This is a genomic window from Hyalangium ruber, assembly GCF_034259325.1.
GTDB classification, from domain to species: Bacteria; Myxococcota; Myxococcia; order Myxococcales; family Myxococcaceae; genus Hyalangium_A; species Hyalangium_A rubrum.
Genome location: NZ_JAXIVS010000002.1, coordinates 477984 through 492339, shown reverse-complemented (window position 1 = coordinate 492339; position 14356 = coordinate 477984). Strand labels below are relative to the sequence as shown.

Genomic DNA, 14356 nt, shown 5'->3' with positions numbered 1-14356 from the left:
TGTCCGCCCGCCCCATCGAGTCCCCGTGTGCCGAGGTAGGTTCAGCGGGAGCCCACCGCCTCCGCCAGGGCGCCGCGGATCGCCTCCAGGGCATAGGGCTTGGGCAGCACCACCACGCCCTCCCAGCGCTCGGCGCCTCCTTCCAGCACCGCGCGGCCATGTCCCGAGGCGAGGATGATGCGCAGCTGAGCGCTCTTCCTCATGGCCTCTCGCGCCAGCTCCAGCCCCGAGATTCCCGGCAGCGTCACATCCGTCAGCAGCACCTCGAAGGTGCCCGCCGCCAGCGCCCCTCGCGCCTCCTCCGCGCTCGAGACCGACACCACGTCGTGCCCGAGCATCTCCAGCAGCTCATGGGCCGCCGAGCGGATCTCCTCGTCATCCTCCACCAGCAGCACGCGCAGCCGCCGCTCCGCTTCCGCCACCGGCGCGTGCGCGGGCGCGTCGTGCCGTGCCCGGGCCTCCAGCCGCTGCTGGCGGTTGTTGAGCAGGAGGCGCACCTTGCGCGCCAGCTCCTCGCGGCGGTGGGGCTTGCTCAGCAGGTGGACGCCCGGATCCAACCGCCCCTCGTGAACGATGGCGTCCTCCGTGTAGCCCGAGGTGAAGAGCACCTCGAGATCGGGCAGCAGCGCCTTGGCCTGCCGCACCATCTCGGTGCTGCGCATGGAGCCCGGCATCACCACATCGGTGAACAGCAAGTCCACCGAGACGCCGCTCTGGATGATGGCCATGGCGCTCTGGGCGTCCACGGCCTTGAGCACGCGGTAGCCCAGCTCGCTCAGCATCTCCACCACCGTGGTGCGCACCTCGGCATCGTCCTCCACCACCAGCACGGTCTCGTTCCCTCCCTCGACGGGGCCGGTGAGCAGCTCGGTGGTCGTCGCCTCGCTCTGGGCGGCGCGGGGCAGGTAGAGCTTCAGCGTCGTGCCAACTCCCACCGCGCTGGAGATCTGGATATGGCCGCCGCTCTGCTTGACGAAGCCATACACCATGCTCAGCCCCAGCCCCGTGCCTCGGCCCGCGGGCTTGGTGGTGAAGAACGGCTCGAAGGCCCGCTTCAGGACGTCGGGGGGCATGCCGCTGCCGGTGTCGGAGACGGACAGCAGCACGTACTCGCCGGGCTTCACCTCCGGGGGCAGCGGCTCGGTGGGCGCATCGAGCAGGGCGTTGCCGACCTCGAGGGTCAGCTTGCCGCTGCTCTGCATGGCGTCTCGGGCGTTGATGGCCAGGTTGAGGATGACGTTCTCGAGCTGGTTGGGGTCGACGAACGTGTTCCACAGATCCGGGGCGATGACGGTCTCCACCGCGATGTGCTCGCCCAGGGCGCGGCGCAGCAGCTCCTCCATCCCGCTCAGCAGCTGGCCCAGGTTGAGGACCAGGGGCTCGAGGGGCTGGCGGCGAGAGAACGCGAGCAGGTGGGAGGCGAGCCGGGCACCGCGCTCGACGGCTCCGAGGGCGGTCTGCGCGCGGCGCGCGGCGCGCTCGTTGCCGGCCAGGTCGCGCTGCAAAAGCTGGAGGTTGCCGCCGATGATCTGGAGCAGGTTGTTGAAGTCGTGCGCCACGCCGCCGGTGAGCTGGCCAATGGCCTCCATCTTCTGGGCCTGGCGCAGCTGCTCCTCGACCTGACGTTGCTCGGTGACGTCGCGCGCGAAGGCGTAGAGCAGCCCATCCTCGGGGACGGGGACGGCCGTCCAGGCCAGGAGGCGGTAGGAGCCGTCCTTGTGCCGGAAGGAATTCTCGAAGCGCAGCGTGCGGAGCCCCTCGGCCAGGCGCGCCACCTCGGCCCGGGTCTTCGGGTGGTCATCGGGGTGCTCCATCCAGGCGGAGGTCTTGCCCAGCAGCTCCTCCGCGCTCCAGCCGAGCACTTCGGTCCACGCGGGGTTGACGCTGAGGAAGCGGCCCTCGAGGTCCGCCACCAGCAGCAGGTCCTGGGAGACGTTCCAGACGCGGTCGCGCTCACGCGTGCGCTGCGCGACGCGCTGCTCGAGCGTCTCATTGGCTCGCCGCAGCTCCATCACCGCCTTGATGCGCTCGCTGGCCGCCCAGATGCGGTCGGCGACGTTGCGGGTGAATTCAATCTCGTCCTGGGTCCAGTGCCGGGGCTCCAGGTCGTGGAGGAACAGGACAGCGACCAGCCGGCCGTGCTCCATCAGCGGCACGTTGACCATGCCGCGGATGCCGAACGAGCGCAGCCGGGCGGCGGCGGTAGCGGTCCTCGGGTCCGTCTCGGCGTCGGAGACGATGACCGTCTCGCCGCGCAGGAGCTCATCGAAGTAGGCGCCGTATGCGGTGAAGGGGTGCGTGCCCGCCACGCTGACCGTGCCGGGGCCGCGGACCCAGTCCCGCTCGACCACGAGGTGCTGGTGGGCCGTGGCGACCGTGCCGAAGCCGGCGCGCAGCAGGCCGAAGAGACGCCCGACCACCTCCATGGCGGCACCGGCGACGGCGGCCGTGTCCCCCAGCTCGCGCAGTCGGTCGCCGATCTCGATGAGGGCGGCCTGGCGCAGCTCCGCCTTCTTGCGCTCGTCGATGTTGATGAGCACGCCGGGAAAGCGCAGCGGCTTGCCCTCGGCGGTGAGCTCGCAGTGGCCGTTCGCTTCGATCCATAAATAGGAGCCGTCGATCTGCCGGACGCGATACTCGGCGCGGTAGGGCCCTCCGCTCTTCATGGCCCGCACCACCTGTGCCTCGATGCGCGCGCGGTCCTCGGCGTGGATCGACTCGATGAGGATGCTGAACGGCAGCCCCTGGGCGCACCGGACGGGATCGATCGAGAAGGTCCTCGCGAAGCGCTCGTCACCTCGGATCTGGTCGATGGGGATGTCCCAGACCCAGGTGCCGAGCACCGCGCCCGCGTTGAGCGCCAGCTGGATGCGCTCGTTGGCCTCGCTGAGCGCGTCATCGGCGCGCCGACGCTCGGTCACGTCGAGCACGACGCCGATGAGCCGGACCGGCCTTCCCTGGGCGTCCTGGACGAACTCGGCGCGGCGGGAGATCCACCGCAGCTCGCCCGTGTCGGCCTTGCGGATTCGATATTCGACGGCGGGCCGCGCGTTTCCGCGCACCCGTGACTCCTCGGTCGAGGCGATGTACCGGTCCTCGGGAACGATGCACGCCTCGATGTCGAGCGCGGAGAGTGTGTCCACGGGCTCGAGGCCATACAGGCGGCAGAAGTGCGGGGTCACGGTGATGATGTTGGTGGTGATGTCCACCGAGAACACGCCAATGCCGCCCGCTTCCTGGGCGAGGCGTAGCTGCTCCTCGCGCTCACGGAGGCGCTGCCGATCGAGCTGGACCTGAGGATCGGACTGGGAAGAGCTCATCAAACAGCCACAGGGGGAACCACTCCTGGCGACACTCACAATACCGAGGATCGCCTATTCCGGCAGGAGGCATGCCGTACCGCGGGGCGATTTGTCCCCTAGTCAAACCGGCCGAACCCGCCCGTTTCTGCCCAGGCGGAACGGGCGCGACAGTCCCTCCCTGTACGCTGTCTCCTCATGAGCGCCGTGTACGCATTCACCCGAGCAGATGCCGCGACAGCTCTTCTTCTCGGCACCGAGGCGGTCTCCTTCGAAGCCCTGCGGCAGGAGGTCGAGGAGCGCAAGGCCCGCCTCGCGGGACTGCCCCCGGGAGTGGCCATCCTGCGCGCCCACCGGAGCCGGGCGTTCATCGCCAGCTTCCTGGCCCTCTATGAAGCGGGCATTCCCCTGGCCGTGTTCGCGCCGGAGTGGACCTCCACGGAGGTGGAGGTAAGGCGGAAGGGGCTGGGGTGTTGCTTCGAGCTGAATGAATCCTTGACCAGCGGGTGGCGCAGTGTGTCCGGAGTGACCCAGCACCACCCGGACACGGCGCTCGTGCTGTTCACCTCCGGGAGCACGGGGGCTCCGCGCGCGGTGCAGCTCTCGCGGCGGAACATCGAGGCGAACGTGGCCGCGGTCCTGGCCTCCCTGGACTTCGCCGCGGCGCCCATGCAGACCCTCTTCCTTCCGCTCTCGTACTCCTTCGGGCTGCTGGGACAGTTGCTCCCGGCGCTGTCGGCGGGCCTTCCCACCACGCTGCTCGGCAACCTGGTGGAGCTCAAGGCGCTGCTGGAAGAGGGGAAGCTGGTGGGGATGATCAGCGGCGTTCCCTCCCACTATGAGGCGCTGCTGCGCTTGCTGGGCGCCGGGCCTGAGGGTACCCAGGGAGTGACACATGTGGTCTCGGCCGGCGCGGCGCTGAGCCTTCCCCTGCGCCAGCGCCTGTTGCAGGCGTTTCCCGCGAGCCGCATCTATACGAACTACGGCCAGACGGAACTGTCGCCGCGCGTGCTGTGTCTGCGCAGCGATCATCCCGCCTTCCTGAGCAGCGCCACCGGCTTTCCCGTGGGCACCCTGGCCGTGAAGCTCACGGGCGAGGGCGAGCTCTGCGTGCGAGGCGAACAGGTGATGCTGGGCTATCTCGGAGCCCCCGAGGCCACGCGCGAGAAGGTCGAGGATGGGTGGTTGCGCACCGGAGACATCGCGGAGCTGGGACCCGACGGCCTGGTGACGCTCCTGGGCCGCAATGACGACTTGCTCAAGGTAGGGGGCGAGCGTCTGAGCCCGTTCGAGATCGAAGCGGCGCTGCGTGAGCTGCCGGGCGTGGAGGACGCCGCCGTCTGGGGGCAGGAGGACCCGCTGTATGGGACCACGCTCACGGCCTTCCTCCAGCTTCGACCCTCGAGCTCATGCCCTGCCAAGCGCGAGCTGCGGCAGACGCTGCGTGGCAGCCTGTCCCCGCACAAGATTCCCACCGAGTTCTACCGGGTGGAACAGTTGCCCCGGACCTCGAACGGAAAGCTGCAGCGTGCCCGCCTCGTGGAGGCGCTGCAGCCCGAGCAGCGCATCAACTGAGGGCCGCCGCTCCTGGAAGTTACAGGCTCCGCAGCAGCGCGCAGGCGGAGGCCCCACCCGCGCCCGCGGAGATCAACAGGACGCTCTGCCCTGGGCGCAGCGGCAGGTGCTCCTTGAGGTGCGAGAGCGCGATGCCCACGCTGGCGCCTGAGGTGTTGCCGGTGAACTGCACCGTCTCCACCACCTTGGCGCGGTCCGCGCCCAGCTTGTCGGTCACCGCGCGGATGAGGTGCAGGTTGGCCTGGTGGGGGACGAACCAGTCCACATCGTCCACGGTCATCTCCAGGCGGCGCAGGAGCGAGGTGGCGCCGTTGGACATGTTGTCCACGCCCTTCATGAACAGCGTGGCCCCGTGCTCCATCTTGAGAAAGACCTTCGTGGGGTCCGGGTTCTGGTGATGCGGCAGCCGGGAGCCACCGGCGCGGATAGCGATGATGTCGGCCATGGAAGGGTCAGCCGCCAGCTCGCTCGCCACGAACTGGAAGTCCGCCTGCTCGGGGAGTCTGGACACCAGGCAGCTCGCGCCGCCGTCGCCGAACAGGGCGGTGGTCGCCAGGTCCTCGCGGTTGAGGAACTTGGAGCGGATATCGGCGGCGATGACGAGCTGATCGCTACCAGTGGCCGCCGTGAGCGCCGCGCCCATGTGGACGGCGCTGGTGAAGCCGGCGCAGGCGGCGCTCAGGTCCAGCACACCGACGCGATCGAGCCCCAGCTTGGGGAGGACCAGGGGCGAGGTGGGCGGGGTGGGGTAGTCGCCGGACACGGTGGCCAGCAGGAGCTGGGCGATGCGCTCCCGGTCGATGCGGTAGTCCTCCAGCAGGCGAGAGGCCGCGGCGGCGGCGACATCGCTGCAGGCCTGCTCCTCGGCGACCCAGCGCCGCTGCTCGACGCCCGTGCGGTGGGTAATCCAGCTGGGACGCGCGCGAGTCCCCATCCAGTCGAGCACGTCCTGGTTGGTGACGACGCGCTCGGGCAGCCAGGACTTGGGGCCGAGCAGGTATACCGGCTCCGTAGGGCGCAGGAAGCTCATGGTCGCAACACTCCTTCCATCCGGAACATCGGGAGACCGCCGGTGACGTCCAACACCGCGCCGTTGGTGTACGCGTGCGCGGAGAGCAGCGGGTCCAGCACCTCGCCCACGTGCTCGGGGGAGCCGAACTCGCCCTGGGGAATGACGGCGCTCATCCGCTCCACGTAGCGCTGCCGGGACCAGTACTTCTTCGTCCGCTCCGTCTTGAAGATGCCCAGCCGCACGGTGTTGGACAGGACGTTGAAGGCGCCGTAGTCCACCGCGAGGTTGCGCATCAGCCCCTCCAGCGCGGACTTGCACAGGACATAGGCGCCGTAGCGCCCCGCGCCGTTGACGGTGGAGATGCTGGAGATGAAGACGATGCGGCCCCAGCGGGCCTCCACCATCGAGGGCAGCACCCGGCGCAGCAGCCAGAGGTTGCCCATGAGGTTGGCGGTGACGTCCGCCTCGAGCGCCTCCTGGGGCAGCTCGTGGAAGCGGTAGAGGGGCGGCCGCCGAGTCCACGCGTTCAGCACCAGCCCCTGGAGGCCCTGCTCTAGCAGCCGCGCGAGCGCCGGTTCACTGGCGGCGGGCGCCGCGAGGTCCAACACCACCCCGCGCACCTCCAGCCCTTCCGCGCGGTAGCGGGCCAGCGTCTCCTCCAGGGACTGCTCCGAGGAGGCGGTGACAACCACCTCGTCTCCCAGCGCCAGCCGACGGCGGGCGATGGAGCGCCCGATGTCGGAGCTGCCTCCGGTGATGAGCACCCTCATGACACGCCCAGCCGCCGCAGCCAGCCCGCCAGCGAGTCGAGATCCCGGAAGACCTCCTCGGAGAAGTCACGACCGGAGATGCGCAGCGAGAACTCCTTCTCCAGGGCCGCCACGGTGAGCACCATCATCAGGCTGTCCATGCCGTAGGTGGCCAGCTCCTCGGACGGGCTGGAGGGAAGCTCCGCCATGCCCGCGACGCGCAGCGCCTTGCCGATTCGTTCCAGCAGCTCCATGTCTCGCTCCACCCTTTCAGCGCTTCACCCAGTGCTGCATGGCGAAGGACAGGCCACCGCCCACGCTCATCAGCAGCACCGAGTCGCCCGGTGCGAACAGGCCCTGCTCCAGTGCCTCGGACAGCGAGAACAGGACGGAGGTGCCTCCCAGGTTGCCGAAGCGGTCCGCGCTCCAGATGAGGCGCGCGTTCAGCCCGCTCTCCTGGCAGACCTGCTCGATGAGCTTGCGGTTGATCTGGTGGGCCACCACCCAGCGGATCCGCTCCAGGCCGCGCCCGTCCGGGAACAGCGCTTGGAGCATCTCCCGGTAGCGCCGCAGCGCCTCCTCCCGGAGCCGCGCACCGTCCCCGAACATGCAGTAACCGCACTGCTCCAGCGTGGCCTTGTCGGGAGGCAGCTTTCCCGGCGTGGTGTACAGGTCCACCAGCCTGCCGTCGGTGGCATAGAGGCACCGTTGGATCTCGAAGTCGGGCGCGACGTCCTCGCGCCGAAGCCACACGGACGCGCCACCATCGGCGAGGATGAACCAGGTCTCCTTGAGGGCCGGGTTCATCACCTTGGAGAGAGTCTCCGCGCAGCTCACCAGCACGTTGCCGTAGCCGCTGCCCAGCAGCGCTACCGCCAGGTGCAGGCTGGCCAGGGAGGTGGAGCAGCCCGCCTTGAGCTCATAGGCGGCGGCGTGGCTGCCGAGCTGTCCGAGGATGGCGGCGGCTTGGGAGCCCGTGTAGCGGCTCGTGGTCGTCGTGCCATGGATGAAGGCTTCGACTTCGGCGCCGCTTCGTCCCCCGAGGGCCCGCCGTGCGGCGGCCAGGGCCAGGGACTCGCTGGTCTCCTCGTCCGCACGGGCGCCGTCGGAGCTGGGCAGCCGCGCCAGGTAGCGCTGACTGAAGCCCAGCCGTGCCGTCAGCTTTCGGCCCAGCGCCTCCAATGCTTCGGGAGAGCGGCCCTGCTGCTCGGGGTCGAGCGCGAGCAGCTCGGCATTGGACACGGGCCGCGCTCCGGGCCAGGAGCGCCCATGGCCCAGCACCTGGACGCTCAGGCGCGGCTCCAGGGTCATCATGACGGGCGCTCTTTTTTCTGGTTCGGGTTGAAGTGCTCCCACTCGAAGTTCTCGAGGCGCGAGTCCTCTGGCAGGGTGTCCTTCAGGAGCTTGTTCTGCATGCCGATCCAGCTCCTGGCGCCAATGGTGGTCCGAGGCCCCACGAAGGCACCGAAGCTCAGGAAGACGTTGTCGCCGATGTTCACCGGGCCCAACATCACTTTGTCGCCCAGGAAGAGGTGGCCGATGACGAGGACGTTGGCGCCCACCGTGCAGCCCTTGCCGATGGTGAGCAGCGGGTAGTCCGCCAGCACGGCGAAGAGGGACGAGTTCACCCCGTAGGCGATGCGCGCGCCCATCGCCCGCCAGTAGAGGTACTTGGTGATGTAGAAGGTGAAGAAGAACGGCTGGAGCGCGGAGATGCGCACCGCGTGCCCCAGGCAGAGGGTCATGTACCAGGCGAGGTAGTCCCGGGACATCTCCATCTTGTAGGTGCCGGGGCGGATGCGCGGAATGCACAGGCGGATGAGCCAGCACGCGAGCAGGAACGTGCCCGCGAGGACCCCGGGGGCCAGCAGCGCCCAGAGCGGGAACCACGCCCGGTCCCAGCTCCAGCGCAGGAAGAGGACGAAGGCCGCCCACGCCACCAGGCCCGGCGAGAGCGAGAAGGTCATCGTGATGAGGTCCACGAGGAGGACCCGCGCGAAGCCGAACGCCTGGGACTGGTGCTTGAACTTCTGCCGCGCGGTGCTGAGCGCGTCCACGGGGGTCTCGGACATGGGCGGCCTCAGCGCTCGGGGTTCACGGCGTAGAGAGGGAAGTAGGAGGCGACGCGCCCCTGCTCGAAGTCGCGCGCGAGCTGCGGTACTTCCTCCCAGGCGTAGATGCGCTCATCGTCCACCGGAGGCAGCCAGCCCGCCTCCTCGGCGAAGCCCACCGCCGCCACGGCCTCGGCGTAGCGGGCGTAGTGGGTGTGGATGTGCTGATGGCGCTTGGTGCATTCGGTGGAGCGCGACAGGTCGATCAGCTCCGCGCCGAGCTTCCACCCGGCGGTGGCAATCACGCCCTGGCGGCCCAGCGCCTTGAGGGTGGCCTCCAGGAGCGGAGCGCCGATGTGGTCGAGGAAGATGGAGACGTCCTGGCCGCGCCCCGCCTCCTTCACCCGGGCCAGGAACTGCTTCTCCGACTGGATGTAGCGCCGCCGGTACTCGGCGTCCGAGGCGAACCGGGCGGGCTCGCGCATCAGGTCCGGGAACTCGCGCCGGTCGATGGGGATGATGCCCACCGACTCCAGGTGCCGCAGCCGCTCCGCCTGGGAGGTGACCATGGCCACGCGACACCCGGCGTGCCTCGCCAGCCGGAGCTGGGCATAGGAGACGCCGCCGCCCCAGCCCACCACGAAGGGGACCGGGCAGTCCGACTCGCTGAGCTGCAGGCGCCAGCAGCCGTAGGCGAGCCGCCAGTTGGACCACGCGGTGATGTAGCGGAGCGAGAACGCCGCCCACTGCTTCAGGGAGTGCCGGCTGTGGGCCGGCAGGGGAATGAGGACGTGCTGGGGCAGTCGCGTCTTTCGCGCCAGCAGGCCCATGGTGTGGCTGGCGTCATAGGCCAGCACCTTGACCGGATAGCCATGCTCATCCGGCTCGGCGTTGCAGAACACCAGGCAGTGGTCTCCGGCGCGGACGCGGGTGACGGCGCTGCCCGTCTCCACTACGCGCACCACGCCGGCGTTGCCGATGACGACCTTGTCCTCGCGGCGCAGGCGGCAGATGTCCACGGGCACGCGCTGCAGGGCGTGCCCCATGTTGCCCTCCCAGCAGCCGTAAAGAGGCTCGGCGAGCACGTCCTCCGGGCCGAGCGCGGGGATGGAGAAGGACTCCTCCACCAGCTCGGCGGGGACGGGCTGCCCTTCCTTCTGCCGCTCACCGCGATGAAGGACCCAGGCCCGCGTCTCCAGCATGACTCCTCCGAGGAATGGCGCCGGCTCCCGTGCCGTGAAGCCCCAGGAATCCCGTCGAGCGCCGACGTGGAGGAATCATATGAATCGTGATTCAGGTCTCAAGAATGCCCCGGGTGCGGCTCCGCTGGGCTCCACCGCCACCGCGGCAGGTTCGCCGCGCGGCGGGTCCGGGAGCGCAGGTGGGGAGTCGGAGTCCCAAGGCGCTAGCGCGACTGGCCGTCGTGCTTCTGGACGTGGATGCGGCGGTTGAGTCGGTCCTGCTTCGCCTCGATCTGCGCGCGCTCGGCGGCGTCGATCCGGCCGTCGTCGGCACGGGCCTGGCGGATGTCGCGCTTGACCGCGATGTGCTGCGCCTCGAGCCGCACCGCCTCCTTCTTCGTCAGCTCGCCGCTCTTCACGCCCTGGACGATGCGCGCCTGCTGCTTCACCTGGCGACGATCCGCCCGGGCCGCCTCGGCCGGAGCCGCCATCATCACGCCGACAATCACCGCCACTGCCACCGAGATGCTCTTGAACATGGTCCTGCTCCTGAGGTTCGCGCCGGCCCTGCCGGCATCGTCTGTGCCGACATGAACCCAGGCACCCTGGAGAAGTTGCGGGGGATTTTCCCGGACGCGCTGGGCAGCTCCAACCCCTGGAAACTCCAGGGGTTTCGGGGTCCTCCGCTGCTTGCCTGCTCGCAGAGCCCTCGAGCATGGCGCGAGGATGCGCCACATTGCGGCGCGTGATGGGCGCGTTAACTCATACCTATGACCGAGGTGCATGAGCCAACCCGCGATTACACGATCCCCGAGGGATGCCTCGCCTGTGGCGCGGACCTGTCGGTGCGCGTCTCCGCCGCCGGGCCGGCGGGCGTCTGCAAGGCCTGCGGCTGGATGGGCCGTCCGCTCGTGACGGTGACCCATCGAGGGCTGCGCGTCACGTATCAGGAGGCACAAGCCTGAGCGGCTTCCTGGTTAGGCTGTCCCCGTGAGCACCATCCCCCATCCCGACTTCTCCGCTGAGCGCTTCGCGCGGTCCCCCGAGGCGCGCTTCGAGCCAGCGCCGGCCGACGGTGTCCTGCCCGAGGGCTTCTTCACCACCACCAACCTGCCGACGTACGTGCGCGTGGGAGGGCGCTGGCGCATGCCGCGCGAGCCACGCATGGACGGGGCGCTGGTGCTCAGCGCGGACGGCGAGCTGTGGGTGCGCGAGGGGCGCCGCGTGCGCCAGGGCGAGCAGGTGGCGATGGGACAGGCCGAGGACGGCACCGAGGGCATCTACGTCCACGCCTCGTGGATGGCGAGTGGGGCGGAGGGCGAGTTCAAGTTCATGACGAGCGAGGTGTCGCGTGAGAAGCCCGTCGACTACGCGCGCATGGCCAGGTTGTTGGTGGAGGAGCGCGAGCGCGGCGGCTACCCGGTGTGGGTGACGGGGCCGGCGCTGGTGCATTCGCGGGCACGCGCGGACATGACGTGGTTCGTCTCCAACGGCTTCGTGGGAGGGCTGCTGGCGGGCAACGCCGTGGCGGTGCATGACATCGAGGCCTCCATCTTCGGCACCACGCTGGGCATGAGCGGCGCGGGCGAGGCGACGACCGGAGGCCACGGACTGCACATGCGCGCCATCAACCGGGTGCGCGCCGCGGGCTCCATCGCCAAGGCAGTGGAGCAGGGCGTTGTCCGCGACGGCATCATGCACGCGTGCGTGCTGCACCGGGTGCCCTTCGTCCTCACGGGCTCCATTCGGGATGACGGGCCGCTGCCGGAGGTGGTGACGGACAACCTGGCGGCGCAGGAGGCCATGCGAAGCCACACGAAGAAGGCCACGCTGGTGGTGATGATCGCCACGGCGCTGCACGCCATCGCCACCGGCAACATGCTGCCCTCCTTCGTCACCGAGGCGGACGGGAGCCTGCGCGAGCTGACCACCATCTGCGTGGACTCGTCCGAGTTCGTGGTGAACAAGCTGAAGGATCGGGGGACGCACCAGGCCTTCGGTGTCGTCACCAATGCGCAGGACTTCCTGCACATCCTCCGGCTCTATGTGGAGCGCGAGCTGGCCTCGCGCGGCAAGGCCGGCGGGTAGGCGGGCAGACGGCCGTGTATCAAACACACCTGTAATTTTGGTGTGTTCCGGTGTGTGGTTTCCAACCTGGATCGGGCGGGACTGGGAGGGGTTTGGCGAGTCGTGCTAGGACACCGGCTGACGCCATGGCCAGGCTCGACCCGATCATCGACAAGCTCTTCAAGGACTCCGGTGAGGAGCTGCTCATCGAAACCGGTGGGGGTGTGAACATGCGCACCGCCACGGGTCTGCTCCCGGTGCTGAAGCAGAACCTCACCACCCAGCAGATCATCGGCGCGCTCGCGGAGCTCGTTCCCGCGGAGCAGCGCTCCACCTTTCCGCCCGAGGGCTCCTCGTCGTTCCCCTACAGCGCGCCCGCGGGCTCGGTGCAGGTGCGGCTGGAGCACGTGCAGGGGCACCTGAAGGTGTCGGTGGTGCCCTTCTCCCTGCTGCCCGCGCCCGAGGCGGTTCAGGAGGAGAAGCTCGAGCTGGCCTCTCCCTTCGAGATGCTGGAGATGGCGGCGCAGGTCGCCGGTCCGGTGCTCGCGGATCCGGCGCCGCCCCTGGAGCTGGAGACGGGCTCGCTCGAGCTCGAGCCCCTGCCAGGAGCGTTCCCCGCGCCCGCGCCCGCCGCGTCTCCCCCGACGCCCGCGCCGGCTCCCGGGGTTGCTCGTCCGGCGCCGGCTGTACCCGCGCCCACGGTGCGCATGGGCGCGCTGACGCCCGCGCCGATTTCCTTGGCTCCCGCGCCTGCGCCGGCTCCCGCCGGGCCGGCCACGCTGCCGCCGATTCCTGTCCAGGCCGCGCCTGTCGCGGCGCCCGTGCGCGCGGCTCCGGGGCCCGCGACGCTGCCGCCCATTCCCATCCAGGCCGCGCCTGTCGCGGCTCCCGCGCATGTCACCCCGGGGCCCGCGACGCTGCCGCCAGTTCCCGTGGCGGCCGCGCCGGTGGCTGCTCCCGCGCATGTGTCTCCAGGGCCGGCCACGTTGCCTCCAGTTCCCGCGCCGGCTGCGCCGCCCGTGCAAGTGGCCGCGCCGCCCGTGCAAGTGGCCGCGCCGCCCGTGCCGGCCCCGGTGGCCGCTACGCCCGCTCCCGCCGTGGTAGCGCCTCCGGTGCATGTCGCTCCGGAGCTAGCGCCTCAACCCACGCCCGCGCCCGTGCCCGTCGCCGTGCCCACTCCCGCGCCGGTGCTCGTCCCGACGCCGGCTCCCGTGGCCGAGGTGGCCAGTCCCGCCGCCGCGCCAGCGCCCGCCGTCGAGGCCGTGACGGACCGCACCTTGGAGGCCGAGGGACAGATGCTCGCCCTCATGAAGGCGATGCTGGAGCGCGGCGCCTCGGACCTGCACCTGTCGAGCGAGACGGTGCCGCACATGCGCATCGACGGCGACATGGTCCCGCTGGCGGAGTACGGCCGCATCTCCCACGAGCGCCTCAAGGCGATGGTCTTCAGCGTCGCTCCAGAGAAGAACCGCAAGCAGTGGGAGGAGATCCAAGACACGGACTTCGCCCACGAGACGGCCACGGCGCGCTTCCGCGTCAACGTCTTCGAGGACCGCAAGGGCATCGGCGCGGTGATGCGGCAGATCCCCAACACCATCCGCACCGCGGAGGAGATTGGCCTCACCAAGCACGTGTTGGACATGTGCTTCCTCAGCAAGGGGCTGGTGCTCGTCACCGGCCCCACGGGCTCGGGCAAGTCCACCACGCTGGCGGCGCTGATCGACTACATCAACCGCCACCGCGAAGACCACATCATCACCGTCGAAGACCCCATCGAGTTCGTTCACAAGAACAAGAGCTGTCTGGTGAACCAGCGCGAGGTGGGCGTCCACACCCGCTCCTTCAAGAACGCGCTGCGCGCCGCGCTGCGTGAGGATCCGGACGTGGTGCTGGTGGGCGAGATGCGCGACCTGGAGACCATCGCCACCGCCATCGAGACGGCGGAGACGGGGCACCTGGTCTTCGGCACGCTGCACACCAACACGGCGGCTTCGACCGTGGACCGCATCATCGACCAGTTCCCGGCGGACCGTCAGGCGCAGATCCGGATGATGCTCTCCGAGTCGCTCAAGGCGGTGATTGCCCAGACGCTGTGCAAGCGCATCGGCGGCGGGCGGGTGGCGGCGCAGGAAGTGCTGCTCGTCACCGGTCCGGTGTCCAACCTCATCCGCGAGGGCAAGACGTTCCAGATTCCCTCGGTGATGCAGACCTCGCGTGGTCAGGGCATGGTGACGCTCAACGACGCCCTGCTCGACCTGGTGAAGCGCAAGGTGGTGGATCCGAACGAGGCGCTCAGCAAGTCGGTGAACCGCGCCGAGCTGCGCTCCATGCTGGAGCGCGCGGGCTTCAAGGCGGACGGACCGGCGGAGACCCCCGCCCCCACGAAGTAAGGCCGGGCGGGAGTACGTTGCTCACGTACCCC

General features: G+C 69.7%; 12 protein-coding genes. 4 read left to right on the top strand and 8 right to left on the bottom strand.

The window, feature by feature from the left end:
• Positions 1-41: 41 nt before the first annotated feature.
• Positions 42-3320, bottom strand: coding sequence for a hybrid sensor histidine kinase/response regulator (locus SYV04_RS07020; protein ID WP_321544849.1), 3279 nt, complete (start codon positions 3318-3320; stop codon positions 42-44).
• Positions 3321-3497: 177 nt separating this feature from the next.
• Between SYV04_RS07020 and SYV04_RS07015 the strand changes: the two genes are divergently transcribed.
• On the top strand, positions 3498-4874 hold the full coding sequence (locus tag SYV04_RS07015) for a class I adenylate-forming enzyme family protein (protein WP_321544848.1): 1377 nt from the start codon (positions 3498-3500) through the stop codon (positions 4872-4874).
• 19 nt (positions 4875-4893) lie between these two features.
• On the opposite strand, the gene SYV04_RS07010 is transcribed toward SYV04_RS07015, so the two are convergent.
• From SYV04_RS07010 to SYV04_RS06980, 7 genes are all read right to left on the bottom strand, one after another.
• Entirely contained in the window at positions 4894-5904 is a 1011-nt protein-coding gene (locus tag SYV04_RS07010; RefSeq protein WP_321544847.1) for a 3-oxoacyl-ACP synthase III family protein, read from the bottom strand.
• The gene (locus SYV04_RS07005) at positions 5901-6656 is read right to left on the bottom strand and encodes an SDR family NAD(P)-dependent oxidoreductase (RefSeq protein ID WP_321544846.1); all 756 of its coding nucleotides are present in this window, start codon (positions 6654-6656) and stop codon (positions 5901-5903) included. Before SYV04_RS07005 ends, SYV04_RS07010 begins: the two co-directional genes overlap by 4 nt.
• Positions 6653-6889 carry an acyl carrier protein gene (locus SYV04_RS07000; RefSeq protein ID WP_321544845.1) on the bottom strand — a complete coding sequence of 79 codons (237 nt, stop codon included), beginning with the start codon at positions 6887-6889 and terminating at the stop codon, positions 6653-6655. The genes SYV04_RS07005 and SYV04_RS07000 overlap by 4 nt, the downstream gene beginning before the upstream one ends.
• A 16-nt stretch (positions 6890-6905) precedes the next feature.
• Positions 6906-7949 carry a 3-oxoacyl-ACP synthase III family protein gene (locus SYV04_RS06995; protein ID WP_321544844.1) on the bottom strand — a complete coding sequence of 348 codons (1044 nt, stop codon included), beginning with the start codon at positions 7947-7949 and terminating at the stop codon, positions 6906-6908.
• A complete protein-coding gene (locus tag SYV04_RS06990) occupies positions 7946-8707 on the bottom strand; it encodes a hypothetical protein (RefSeq protein WP_321544843.1) in 762 nt (253 codons plus the stop codon). The genes SYV04_RS06995 and SYV04_RS06990 overlap by 4 nt, the downstream gene beginning before the upstream one ends.
• Before the next feature lie 8 nt (positions 8708-8715).
• On the bottom strand, positions 8716-9888 hold the full coding sequence (locus SYV04_RS06985) for an MDR/zinc-dependent alcohol dehydrogenase-like family protein (RefSeq protein WP_321544842.1): 1173 nt from the start codon (positions 9886-9888) through the stop codon (positions 8716-8718).
• Positions 9889-10091: 203 nt separating this feature from the next.
• Positions 10092-10406: a hypothetical protein gene (locus SYV04_RS06980; protein WP_321544841.1), complete on the bottom strand. Its 315-nt coding sequence runs from the start codon at positions 10404-10406 to the stop codon at positions 10092-10094.
• Between the two features lie 231 nt (positions 10407-10637).
• On the opposite strand from SYV04_RS06980, the gene SYV04_RS06975 reads away from it, so the two are divergent.
• The 3 genes from SYV04_RS06975 to SYV04_RS06965 all read left to right on the top strand — a co-directional run bounded on the left by SYV04_RS06975 (position 10638) and on the right by SYV04_RS06965 (position 14324).
• Complete coding sequence (locus tag SYV04_RS06975; RefSeq protein ID WP_321544840.1) at positions 10638-10832, top strand: hypothetical protein; 195 nt, start codon at positions 10638-10640, stop codon at positions 10830-10832.
• 25 nt (positions 10833-10857) lie between these two features.
• Positions 10858-11955, top strand: a complete 1098-nt coding sequence (locus tag SYV04_RS06970) for a putative NPN-dependent ornithine cyclodeaminase (protein WP_321544839.1) — start codon at positions 10858-10860, stop codon at positions 11953-11955.
• A 125-nt stretch (positions 11956-12080) separates the two neighbouring features.
• Positions 12081-14324: a type IV pilus twitching motility protein PilT gene (locus tag SYV04_RS06965; protein ID WP_321544838.1), complete on the top strand. Its 2244-nt coding sequence runs from the start codon at positions 12081-12083 to the stop codon at positions 14322-14324.
• The last annotated feature ends 32 nt before the right edge of the window (positions 14325-14356 follow it).